The organism is Lysobacter tyrosinilyticus (assembly GCF_054779815.1).
In genome coordinates, this window is record NZ_BAAGXN010000004.1 from 274,405 (window position 1) to 286,446 (window position 12,042).

The 12,042-nt window shown below is 58.8% G+C and carries 13 protein-coding genes; all 13 read left to right on the plus strand.

What is annotated here, in order from left to right:
- The first annotated feature begins 4 nt into the window (after positions 1–4).
- The 13 genes from virB11 to ACYVGK_RS12075 all read left to right on the plus strand — a co-directional run bounded on the left by virB11 (position 5) and on the right by ACYVGK_RS12075 (position 12,022).
- On the plus strand, positions 5–1,039 hold the full coding sequence (gene virB11, locus ACYVGK_RS12015; RefSeq protein WP_460733960.1) for a P-type DNA transfer ATPase VirB11: 1,035 nt from the start codon (positions 5–7) through the stop codon (positions 1,037–1,039).
- A gap of 174 nt (positions 1,040–1,213) precedes the next feature.
- Positions 1,214–1,933 (plus strand): lytic transglycosylase domain-containing protein, encoded by a 720-nt coding sequence (locus ACYVGK_RS12020; RefSeq protein WP_460734434.1) that lies wholly within the window; start codon positions 1,214–1,216, stop codon positions 1,931–1,933.
- An 83-nt stretch (positions 1,934–2,016) separates the two neighbouring features.
- A complete protein-coding gene (locus ACYVGK_RS12025; RefSeq protein WP_460734436.1) occupies positions 2,017–2,382 on the plus strand; it encodes a TrbC/VirB2 family protein in 366 nt (121 codons plus the stop codon).
- Positions 2,375–2,686 (plus strand): VirB3 family type IV secretion system protein, encoded by a 312-nt coding sequence (locus ACYVGK_RS12030; protein ID WP_460733962.1) that lies wholly within the window; start codon positions 2,375–2,377, stop codon positions 2,684–2,686. Before ACYVGK_RS12025 ends, ACYVGK_RS12030 begins: the two co-directional genes overlap by 8 nt.
- A 56-nt stretch (positions 2,687–2,742) precedes the next feature.
- Positions 2,743–5,220, plus strand: coding sequence for a VirB4 family type IV secretion/conjugal transfer ATPase (locus ACYVGK_RS12035; RefSeq protein WP_460734438.1), 2,478 nt, complete (start codon positions 2,743–2,745; stop codon positions 5,218–5,220).
- A 45-nt stretch (positions 5,221–5,265) separates the two neighbouring features.
- Positions 5,266–6,027: a hypothetical protein gene (locus tag ACYVGK_RS12040; protein ID WP_460733964.1), complete on the plus strand. Its 762-nt coding sequence runs from the start codon at positions 5,266–5,268 to the stop codon at positions 6,025–6,027.
- A gap of 22 nt (positions 6,028–6,049) precedes the next feature.
- Positions 6,050–7,180 (plus strand): TrbL/VirB6 family protein, encoded by a 1,131-nt coding sequence (locus tag ACYVGK_RS12045; RefSeq protein WP_460734440.1) that lies wholly within the window; start codon positions 6,050–6,052, stop codon positions 7,178–7,180.
- 87 nt (positions 7,181–7,267) lie between these two features.
- Positions 7,268–7,678 (plus strand): DUF4189 domain-containing protein, encoded by a 411-nt coding sequence (locus ACYVGK_RS12050; RefSeq protein WP_460734442.1) that lies wholly within the window; start codon positions 7,268–7,270, stop codon positions 7,676–7,678.
- A gap of 131 nt (positions 7,679–7,809) precedes the next feature.
- Positions 7,810–8,208: a DUF4189 domain-containing protein gene (locus ACYVGK_RS12055; RefSeq protein ID WP_460734444.1), complete on the plus strand. Its 399-nt coding sequence runs from the start codon at positions 7,810–7,812 to the stop codon at positions 8,206–8,208.
- 131 nt (positions 8,209–8,339) lie between these two features.
- On the plus strand, positions 8,340–10,016 hold the full coding sequence (locus ACYVGK_RS12060) for a type IV secretory system conjugative DNA transfer family protein (RefSeq protein ID WP_460733966.1): 1,677 nt from the start codon (positions 8,340–8,342) through the stop codon (positions 10,014–10,016).
- Between the two features lie 108 nt (positions 10,017–10,124).
- Complete coding sequence (locus ACYVGK_RS12065) at positions 10,125–10,922, plus strand: amidohydrolase (protein ID WP_460733968.1); 798 nt, start codon at positions 10,125–10,127, stop codon at positions 10,920–10,922.
- A gap of 88 nt (positions 10,923–11,010) precedes the next feature.
- A complete protein-coding gene (locus ACYVGK_RS12070; protein ID WP_460733970.1) occupies positions 11,011–11,421 on the plus strand; it encodes a DUF4259 domain-containing protein in 411 nt (136 codons plus the stop codon).
- 46 nt (positions 11,422–11,467) lie between these two features.
- Entirely contained in the window at positions 11,468–12,022 is a 555-nt protein-coding gene (locus ACYVGK_RS12075; protein ID WP_460733972.1) for a DUF998 domain-containing protein, read from the plus strand.
- Positions 12,023–12,042 lie beyond the last annotated feature (20 nt).

Here is a 12,042-nt window from a genome sequence, read left to right on the forward strand (position 1 = left end):
GCGCATGGAAGCGGACAACTCACCCATTGCCAGGATCTCCAACGACTTCCTCGACTACCAGTACCAGGTGCTGGGAATCGACGAGCACATGAGCTCGCCGGACGTCACGGAGATCTGCATCAACCGACCGGGTGAGCTTTACCTCGAAACCCGCGCGGGTTGGCAGCGCATGGATGTGCCGAGCCTGACCTTCGAACGCGCCCGGCAGTTCTGCACCGCCGTCGTCAACGAGTCGAACACGGGGCAGCGCATTACCGATGCCGATCCAGTCGTCTCGTTGACGTTCCCCACGGGGCAGCGCGCGCAGTTCGTGATTCCCCCCGCGTGCGATGCTGGCAAGGTCTCGATCACGATCCGACTTCCGTCCAAGCACAGCAAGACCTTGCAGCAGTACCAGGAAGACGGATTCTTCGACCAGGTACTAGAGCACGCCCATACGCTGAGCGATCACGACCAGGAATTGCTGGACCTGCGTGCGGCGCGCAATTACGCGGACTTCTTCAAGAAGGCCGTCCAGTACAAGAAGAACATCGTGGTGGCCGGCGCAACGGGCAGCGGCAAGACCACGTTCATGAAATCGCTGGTCAACCATATCCCCGAGAACGAGCGTCTGGTGACGATCGAGGATGCGCGCGAGCTGTTCATCGCCCAGCCAAACGTCGTGCATCTGCTGTATTCGAAGGGCGGGCAGAGCACCAGCAATGTGAGCGCGAAGAGCTGCATGGAGGCCTGCCTGCGCATGAAGCCGGATCGCATCATCCTGGCGGAGCTGCGTGGCGACGAGTCCTTCTATTTCATCCGCAACTGCGCGTCCGGACATCCCGGCTCCATCACCAGCTGCCATGCCGGCAGCACGGCCCAGACCTGGGACCAGCTCGCGCTGATGGTGAAGGCTTCCGCGGAAGGGTCCGGTCTCGAATTCGCTGTAATCAAGCGCCTGTTGATGATGACGATCGATATCGTCGTGCATATCAAGGCGCATGCGGGACAGCGCTATATCACCGGCATCGATTTCGATCCGGCGAGGGCACAGCAATGAAGTAATGAGTTATGTGGAGTCACGCGTTTGTCGATCTGTGACGGGGTTTGCACCCATTGACAGTCCAAACAGTGGCATGAATCATGGCGATGCCAACCCTTCAGGGGTTGGAACGCACAAGGAAGTCTGCGTTGGGTGCCAAAACGGCACAGGGGGATAGGGATGTTGCCTGGCATGGAGCTGATGAGCTGCCCGAATCTGGCAGTTCCAAACGACGTCATGCAGCACGTCGTTCATGTCGAATCCGCATTCAACCCCTTCGCCATCGGCGTGGTGGGTGGGCGCCTGGTCCGTCAGCCACGCAATCTCGCCGAAGCGGTGTCGACCGTGCGGATGCTCGATGCACGAGGCTTCAATTTTTCGGTCGGCCTTGCGCAGGTCAACAAGCACAACTTCGATCGCTACGGGCTCGATTCCTATGAGCGCGCTTTCCAGGCGTGCCCGAACCTGCAGGCAGGATCGCGCATCCTGGCCGAGTGCTACGGCCGCTCTGGTGGAAATTGGGGCAAGTCCTTCAGTTGCTACTACTCGGGCAATTTTACGACCGGCTTCCGCCACGGCTACGTCCAGAAAGTCTACGCATCGATGCGGGGAAACACCGAAGGTGCGGTGGCGCCGATAGCGGTGGTTCCCTACATCGCACGCAAGCGATCTGCCGCGCCACTCGCGCGTCCGGCGGTCGTTGGCACGACGTGGCAACAGCGCCTGGACGCGACGGCGATGCGCCAACCTGCCACCGCGCCTGCCGCCGTCTCTCAACCGATGGCCGAGAACGTTCCGCAGGGCGGTCCGGTCGTGCTGCAACCTACAAGCGCGGGGCTTGCGCCCCAGGCACCGACGACAACAACGCAATCGCTTCCGGCCGAACCCGGTGACAAGGCCTTTGTCTTCTAGGGCCAGCACCGCTCATGAGTCACGAACATCTTGCTGTACCGCAGTCGCAACAACCCATGTCAAAAACGAAGAGGGATCTATCCATGCGTTTCAACCCGCAAGTCAAAAACACCGCCAAGGCCTTCATGGCCGCCCTGGTTTTCGTCGCATTGCTCGCCCTGCCGGAAATGGCCTTCGCGCAAACGACCGATGCGGAAGGCCGCGTCACCGGATTCATCGGGAAGATCAATGGCATCCTCAATGTAGCTTCGGTGGCCATCGTGACCATCGCCGTTATTTTCGCGGGCTATCAGATCGCCTTCGCGCACAAGCGGATTTCGGACGTGGCTCCGGTACTCATCGGCGGCTTCCTGATCGGTGCGGCCGCGCAGCTGGCAAAGATGGTGATTCCAGAAGACGTCGGCTCCTCGGTGAGCGCCGTGTTGTCCGCGCTTCCGGTCTATGCATAAGAACGTGCTGTTCCGCGGCTGCACGCGCCCGGCGATGTTTATGGGGGTGCCGTATCTCCCGTTCGCCGTCGGCGCGGGCAGCTGCCTGCTGCTCACGTTCTACATCAACATGTTCTGCCTGCTCCTATTGCCGATCGTGATTTTCGTGATGCGGCAAATGGCGCGACGCGACGAGATGATTTTCCGTTTGTTGGGCTTGCGCTTGCGGTTCCGGACCAAGGTCCGGAACCTTCAGCACCATTCCGGCATGTGGGTGTTCTCGCCGAATCTCTACCGCGCCCCGTCCGATCGGGCGCGGGACTGAAGGAACCAGTCGAGCCGAACTACGGCTCGACGATCTGCAGGGGAAGCTGTCCATCCATGTTTAGCCCAGATACTCCCATCAGCGAATTCATTCCGCTTTCCACCCATGTCTCGCCCACCGTGCTGAAGACGACCGGCGGAGATTTTCTGCTGGTATGGCGCCTGGGCGGCCTTCCGTTCGTCGGCAGGGAGGAGTGGGAGATCGAGCACCGACATAACGTCTTCAATCGCATGTTGCAGACGCTGCGCGCGCCTGATTTCGTCAATGTTGCGTTTTGGGTGCACGACATCCGTCGTCGCGGCAGCATCACTTCGCAGGCGCGGTTCGAACAGAAGTTCAACCAAAGCTTGTCCGAAGGCTATTTCTCCAGCCTTTCGGCACAGAAAATCATGCAGAACGAACTCTATCTGACGATGCTCTATCGTCCGGTCGTGTCCGGTAAGCGCTTTTCCGAAAAGTCGACCGATGCCAGCAAGCTGCAGGCCGAGCAGGATCAGGCTATCGGCCAGATCCTCGAGCTGGCGGGTAATGTCGAAGCGGTTCTCAAGGACTACGCTCCCGGCAGGTTGGGGATGTATGAGGCCAGCAATGGCATCGTATTCTCTGAAGCGCTCGAGTTCTTCGGGTACATCCTGAATCGAATCGACGAGCCGGTGCCGGTGTTGCAGGCGCCGGTCTACAACTACCTGCCTGTAAGTCGACACATGTTTTCCGCGAAGTCTGGCGACTTCGTGGTCAACACGCCCAATGGCGTCAACCACTTCGGCGCCATCCTCAATATCAAGGAATACACGGACGCCACGTATCCCGGCATCCTCAATGGGCTCAAGTACCTCGATTTTGAGTATGTGCTGACCCATTCCTTCAGTCCGATGGGGCGACAGGACGCGCTCAAGGTGCTGGATCGCACCAAGGGCATGATGATTTCGTCCGGGGACAAGGCGGTGAGCCAGATCGTGGAACTGGATCACGCCATGGACCAGCTGGCATCCGGCAACTTCGTGCTGGGCGAATACCACTTCACGTTGACGCTGTACGCCGAGTCGCAGGAGCGCCTGGCGCAGAACGTTGCCACGGCGCGTGCGGAGCTTTCGAATGCCGGCTTCGTCTCCGCGAAGGAAGACCTGGCGGTTACCGCCTCGTTCTATTCGCAGTTGCCGGGTAACTGGAAATATCGCACCCGCCTGGCGAACGTCAGCTCCCTGAACTTCCTCGGTTTGTCGCCCTTGCACAACTTCGCGACCGGGAAGAAGGAGAACAATCCCTGGGGCGAATGCGTCACCACTCTGCAGACGACAAACGGACAGCCGTACTATTTCAATTTCCACGCAACGCACCCGGCCGAGAATTCGTTGGGCGAAAAGGCCATCGCCAACACGATGGTCATCGGTAAGTCCGGTACCGGTAAGACCGCATTGATCAACTTCCTGTTGAGCCAAGTGCAGAAGCTCAAGCCGTCTCCGACGATCTTCTTCTTCGACAAGGATCGTGGTGCCGAGATTTTCGTGCGCGCTTGCGGTGGCAACTACCTTGCCCTCGAGAATGGACAGCCGACCGGCTTCAACCCGTTCCATTGCGAGCGCAACGAGGCTAACGTCCAGTTCCTGGCCGATCTGATCAAGGTGCTGGCCGCCAAGGCGATCTATTCCGCGCGGGAAGAGGAGGACATCTATCGGGCCGTCGAGAACATGCTCGATACGCCGATGCACCTCCGTAACATGACCAATCTGCAAAAGAGCCTGCCCAATATGGGCGATGACGGGCTCTATGCGCGCCTGCGCAAGTGGACCGTAGGCAATTCGCTGGGCTGGGTGTTTGACAATCCTGCCGACACCATCGATCTGCAGAAGGCGAACATCATCGGTTTCGACTACACCGATGTGATCGATAACCCGGAAGTTCGTGTTCCGGTAATCAACTATCTTCTGCACAAGCTGGAGTCGCTGATCGACGGGCGGCCCCTCATTTATGTGATGGACGAATTCTGGAAGATCCTCGACGGCGGCGGCGCGTTGAAGGAATTCGCCAAGAACAAGCAGAAGACCATTCGAAAGCAGAACGGTCTTGGCATCTTTGCCACCCAGAGCCCCGAGGATGCGCTGGCAAGCGATATTTCCGCGGCGCTGATTGAGCAGACGGCGACGCTGATCCTGCTACCCAATCCAAACGCCAGTCGCGAAGACTACATCGAGGGGCTCAAGCTCACCGATGCCGAATACCAGGTCGTCAAGAGCCTCGACGAGCGTTCGCGCTGCTTCCTGGTCAAGCAAGGACACGCGGCAACCGTCTGCCAGTTGAACCTGCGCGGTCTCGATGATTCCCTTTCGGTCATCTCCGCCTCGACCGACAACATCGACATCATGCACCGTGTTATCGAAGAAGAAGCGTATCGGTCGGGCATCAGCGTCAACGAACTGCGACCCGAGGACTGGTTGGAACGTTTTTATGCGGAGCGAAAGGGGTCTGGCAAGACCCGGCGGGAACCTGGTGAGCGCGAGAGTGGTTCGCGCGAAAGCGTGCGGGCCGTCGGGTGAGATCACCCTCGGCAATCTCAACACTCTTTAGACAAGGACGGACAAATGAGTAGGAACGCCAAGAAGCTGGTTGCGACTGCCTCCCTCGTGATGGCGCTGGCAGCAGGGTCGTCGGCTGTCCAGGCGACGGGTATCCCCGTTGTCGACGTTGCCAACGTTCTGCAGGCCACGCTCAATCAGATCAACACGTACTCGGCAAGGTTTCAGGACGTCGCCGAGTACAGCGAGCAGTTGATGCGATGGAAGCGCACGCTGGAGCAGTACCAGCAGCAGCTGATCCAGATCCAGGGCGTGGTAATGAGTTTCGGGCTCCCGCAGGGGCAGCCGATCACGAAGGTCCCGCCGAACTACATGGTGGCCGAGCGCTGCGGCGGTGGCTTCAATTTGAGCAATCTGACCCAGGTGTTCCAGATCAATCCGACTGGAAACATCATTGAACAGCAAAAGCAGGTTTGCGCGAACATCCAGCAAATGGAGAACGCAAAATTCAACTACACGGTGGATTTCTTCAACGAGTACATGCCCAAGCTCCAGAGCGAACTGAAACAGTCGGAGACCCGAAGGAATTCCAGTAATAACCAAGGCAACGTGGCGGCTGCCGATAATGACGCGCTGCGAATCAACAATACTGCCGATGCTAATTTCCAGACCTGGCAGGCGAACATCCAGGCCTACGATTCCTATATTGCGGGCATGGAGAACAATCAGCGCTTGCTGGCCAAAGCCGCAATGAAAGGCAAGGAAAGCTTGCTAGGCACGATGATCAAGACGACTGCCCTCAAGGGCGCTCTTGAGGTCGGGAACTAGGCTCGAATGGATTGGGAGCAGCATCGTGAGTAATTGGTTGGATTTTGGCTGGAGCCGCTGGCTCCAGCTCCGTGTCGATTCGATCGGGGATTTCGTCTTCTTCCGGCTCATCATGAGCTACCTGCGGAAGGAGATTCAGGACTTCGGCCTCGGCATCATGCATAACGCCATGACGTGGGCGGGCGGCATTGCGCTGACCCTGCTTACGTTGTGGATCATGATCCAGGGGTATCGGATCGTTACCGGTCAGTCCCGCGATTCGATGATGCTGCTGGTGACCAATTCGCTGCGCGCTACCCTGATTGTCGGGGCGGCGACCACGATGGCAGCGTTCGGGACGAATCTGCACGATTTCCTCACGAATGATGTCAATCGCGAAATCAACTGGGTCGTTACGGGCGACGACTCGTTGCCGGAAGACCGGATCGATAAGAATCTGGGCTGGATGCAGGTCGCGCTTTCCAGTATCGATGCGCTCGATGTCGTCAGCGATCCTACGCTCGATGACGACAAGACCCGGGCGATGTGGTTCGTGGGGCTGGGAACAGGCGGGCCCGCATTAGTCGGCGGCACCATGTTGCTGCTCTATCAGATCGCCCTGGCGCTATTTGTCGGGCTGGGGCCGATATTCATTCTCTGTCTGCTATTCGATCAAACCAAATCGCTATTCGGACGATGGCTTCAATACGGTTTAGGCACCATGTTCTCGATGGCGGTGCTTAGCGCAATGGTTTCCATTTCCCTGGAGATGGTTGCCCGAGTAGCCGCGGCGTTCTGGGCTTCTGCTGCGGCGGGCGCCTTGCTGGGGCAGGAAGATGGCATGACCAGTCAGGCCATGCAGCAGGGAGGCATGGGGCTGATCCTGACCACCTTGATCGTCAGCGCGCCTCCGATGGCGGCGATGTTTTTCCAGGGCACGCTGGGGCAATTCAGTGCGTATAACGCGTTTGCAAATCAGGGCAATCGACAAGTGCCTGGATTGCCGCAGGGTCAATCGAGTTCTTACACCTACAGTGGGCCGCCGCAGGTTCAGCGCGACGTTTCCGCGCCGGACGCGAGTGGAGGCAATCCTGTGCGTCACATGATTTCGGGCACCACGTCCAGCGCCCAGCCAACTCAAGATGCGATTAAAGCGGGACCTCGGGATAGGTAGATCATGAATACTCGTCGATTTTTGATCGTTTCTATACTTTCGTTGGCTAGTTGGTCTGCGCACGCGGAGCAAGGCTGCCCGGATGGAATGTACCCAGGAGGAGCGCAGCCAAGCGGGCCTATCTGTGTGCCCATTCCTGGCGCTGGAGGAGGCTCGGGCGAGCAACGGCCGGCGCAACGATGGGAAGAGCGCTGGGGCGCCATCGCGACCGATGCAAAGAATGGCTATATGGGAGTGGCTGTTGATCAACGATCAAAGTACATAGCGCAGGCAACTGCGCTGACTCAGTGTCGTGATTTCGGAGGTAGTGATTGCATTATTTCCGCAACATACGCGAATGGCTGCGCTGTACTGGCCACAGGCAATGACAAGTACTTGATTAAGGTCGGTTCGACGGTAGTCGAGGCCACCGAGCTCGCTTTTGAGGCTTGCGAGAAATCTGGGATGGATTGCACCATCCCATATTCGGCTTGCAGTTTGGCAAAGCGAACGCAGTAGTGCAGATGCCAATTTGGGCAAGTCTCATTCGGTGGAAATCGCAAGCGGCCCTTTGCGCGACGGCGCTGCTAGCCGTTTCCAGTGTGGCTCGGGCAGAGCAAGGCTGCCCGGACGGTATGTTTCCCGGCGGAATGCAGCCAAACAGGCCAATTTGTGTCCCGATTCCCGGTGCCGGAAGTGGTGATGTTCAACAATCGGCGCCGCAACCGCACTCGGAGGCCCGCTGGGGAGCGATAGCAACGGATTCCATTAACGGAACGGCAGGCTACGCCACGAATCAAGCTTCCAAAGGCGCGGCAGAGTCATCTGCGCTTACCGACTGCGGGCGTGGAACAGGCTCCGCTTGCAAAGTGATCATTGCTTACGAGAATCAGTGCGCGGTTCTTGTTGTTTCATCAAATTCTCACCTGGTTCAATCAGGATCCACCGCGGCTGAGGCTACGGTTAAGGCAATGAACGAGTGTAAGAGCGCTGGCGTGGAGTGTAGTGTTTACTACTCTGCATGCAGCTTTCCGCAACGAGTTTACTAGCGTTATCGCGTCTCCCGACCCCGCGATAGAGCAACACGAGTCAACCTAGGTCTGGCTGCATTTCCGATGAAGCCTTACGGCTTCACGACATCATTGTTGGCGAAGGCTCGTATCCAGGAGTTGGAGATTTCATGAAAGGGAAGTTCGTGGCGCTGGCCGTTACTGCGCTGGCAATACTGATAGCAGGCACATATGCATCGGGCTATCTGGCACTCGTCCTGATCAAAGCCGACACCGGCCTCCTGAAGTTCAGTACCTATCTGGACTACCTGCGCGTTCTCGATCATCCCCAATACCACCGATTCGCCGACAAGATCCGGCTGAGCGGCTACCTGGGCTTCGGGGTGCCGACCCTCGCTTACCTCGCCCTTGTCGCGGTGATCGTCAAGCCGGCGAAGAAATCCATTCACGGCGATGCCAGATTCGCCAACGTCCTCGATCTGCAGCAGAAAGGCATGTTCAAGACGTCCGGGAACGGCGTCGTGGTTGGCAAGTTCGGGGGCAAGCTGCTGAGGCTGGGAGGACAGCAGTTCGTCATCCTCGCGGCGCCAACCCGCTCGGGCAAGGGTGTCGGTGTGGTGATCCCGAACCTGCTCGATTACCAGGAGTCCGTGGTTGTCCTGGACATCAAGCAGGAAAACTTCGATCTCACCAGCGGCTGGCGGGCGCAGCAGGGGCAGGACGTCTATCTGTTCAACCCGTTTGCCGAGGATCGGCGCACCCATCGCTGGAACCCGCTTACCTACGTGTCATCGGATCCGGCGTTCCGCGTTTCCGACCTGATGAGCATTGCCGCCATGCTCTATCCGGATGGCGCGGACGAACAGAAGTTCTGGGTAAGCCAGGCGCGCAACGCATTCATGGCGTTCACGTTGTACCTGTTCGAAGCATGGGAAGAAGAGAGGCGAGCCGGGTTTCCGTTCGCCAAGCCGCCGACACTGGGTGCGGTATATCGGCTTTCCTCGGGCGATGGAAAGTCGGAACTCAAACCCTATTTGCAGGAATTGGCGAAGCGCCCATTCATCGGCAATAACACGCGCTCGGCATTCGCGAACTTGCTGTCTCAGGCCGATGAGACCTTCGCCTCGATCCTGGGTACCTTCAAGGAACCCCTCAATCCCTGGCTCAATCCGGTTCTGGACGCGGCGACCAGCGACGACGATTTCCGGCTCACCGACCTCCGCAAGAAGCGGATGACGATCTATGTGGGCATCCAGCCAAACAAGCTGGCGGAAAGTCGATTGATCGTGAATCTGTTCTTCAGTCAGATCATCAATCTGAATACCCGGGAGCTGCCGCAGAACAATCCCGAGCTCAAGCATCAATGCCTGTTGTTGATGGACGAGTTCACGTCCATCGGCAAGGTGGACATCATTGCCTCGGCGGTAGCCTATATGGCGGGCTATAACCTCCGCCTCCTGCCCATCATCCAGAGCATGGCCCAGCTGGATGCCACTTATGGCAAGGAAGTGTCGCGCACGATCATCACCAATCACGCGCTGCAGATCATCTATGCCCCGCGCGAGCAGCAGGACGCCAACGACTACTCCGAAATGCTCGGCTATACCACGGTGCGCAAGCAGAACCTGACGCGGGGGCGCGAGGTGTCGCGCAGCGAGAGCGAGGAGCGACGCGCCCTGATGCTTCCGCAGGAACTGAAGGCCATGGGGTTCGACAAGGAAGTCTTCCTCTACGAGGGACTCCCGCACCCGGTGCTATGCGAGAAGATCAAGTACTACCAGGATCGGTACTTCACTTCGCGATTGCTGCCAAAGATTCCGATTCCTTCTTTGCAAATAGGCGCCTAGCGGGCCCTGCCCCAGCGCGAACGAAAGCGGTGGCGACAACGCAGTTGCAGCGGTCGGGGTCCTTGCGCCGTGCTGCAGGGTCGCGCCGATTGGCGGTAAAGTGTCGCCATGAAGAATCTCCGCGTATCCCTTGTCCAGGGCGAAACCCGCTGGCATGACCCGGCCGGCAACCGTGACTACTACGCCCGGCTGATCGAGCCCCTGCATAACACAACTGATTTGATCGTTCTGCCGGAAACCTTCACCAGCGGTTTCAGCAACGAAGCCATCAGCGATGCCGAAACCATGGAAGGCCCCACGCTGGACTGGTTGCGGACGCAGGCCGACGGCGCCGATGCCGCTATCTGCGGTAGCGTGCAGATCCGGACGGAGCAGGGCGTATTCAATCGCATGCTGTTCGTGAGACCGGACGGCGAGGTGCATACCTACGACAAGCGGCATCTGTTCCGCTATGCACGCGAAAACGACCGCTATGCCGCCGGTCGCGATCGCCTGACCGTCGAATGGAAGGGTTGGCGGATCTGTCCGTTGGTCTGCTACGACCTGCGCTTCCCGGTGTTCTCTCGAAATCGCTACAACGTCGAGCGGGAAGGGCAGCTCGATTACGACCTGCTGATCTATGTCGCCAATTGGCCATCCGCCCGCAGCTACCCCTGGAAGACGCTGCTGCGCGCGCGCGCCATCGAGAATCTGTGCTACGTCGCCGGTGTTAATCGCGCGGGTACGGACGGCAATGGTCTGCATTATTCCGGCGACAGCGCGATCGTCGACTTCCTGGGGCATCCGTTGACCGAGGCTGCCGACGAAGAAGTCGTTTCGACCATGCTGCTCCAGGCTGCGCCGCTGATCGAACATCGCGAGCGTTTCCCGGCCATGCTGGATGCCGACAGCTTTGAACTGAAGTAGCGATTTATTCGAGCCCAACGCGTCGGCCTCTTTGTCGCGCAGCTTTTCCGCCGCTTGACCTCTGGTCCGGACTTCAAAGGAGCACCCCGTGGGAACCTGGTCGCACGAACCATTTGGCAACGACACCGCTAACGACTGGGTATATGGCCTGGAAGAGCGAAGCGATTTTTCGCTGGTCGCGGAGGCGATTCAGAACGTGCTGGACAATGGCACCGAGTACCTGGATTCCGACCTCGCCGTCGAGGCCGTGGCTGCGATCGAAGTGCTGGCCAAGGCCCTTGGGCGCGGAACGCAGGCTGACGTCTACACCGAAAAAGTCGACGCCTGGCTCAATTCTGTGTCGATCGCGCCGTCCCCGGATCTTCTGTCCAAGGCGCAGGCAACGCTTGCTCGCATCATGGGTCCTGACTCAGAGCTCAGGGAGCTGTGGGAGGAAAGTGATGACTTTGAAAGCTGGGAATCTTCCATCAAGACGCTGCAGTCGGCGATAGCTGCCTAAGCCAGTCATTCAGGGCCGATGCCGGTGCGGCATCATGGAGTAGGGAATGCTCGCCACTGCAATAACCGTCATTGCCCTCAGCTATCTCTTCGTAACGCTGTTTGTCCTTGCGCCTCGGAAGGCCGGCTATAGCCACGTCCGGCACACGATCAGCGAAATCGGAGAGGCAGGAGCGCGGCATCAGCGTTTCGTTGCGTTCGCCCTGTTCCTGCCGGTGGGGTTGCTGCTGCTGGCTGTTGCATACCTGGTGCGGCAGACTTCTCCCGCAGTAGCGACATTGGCGCTTTGCATCGCCGTTGGGTACATCGGCGCAGCGCTGTTTCCCTGCGATCCTGGCTCTCCGTTGTTCGGCTCAACCCGGCAGGCGTTTCACAATCTCGCCGGGGCCGTTGAATACGCCGGTGGCGGATTTTCACTCATGGCGATCGCGAGGGATTTTGGTCAGCCGTTCCAGCTGGCTGGATTCATCGTCCTGGGCACGGCCATAGGCTTGTCGGTCCTTCCGGCCGGAGCAGGCCGGGGCGCCCTGCAGCGTATCGCGGAGGTGTGTCTGTTTGGCAGCCTGGCACTCGCCGCGTGGAAGCTTGGTTCCGTGCCTTAGCATCGTTGCCGGGACGAATT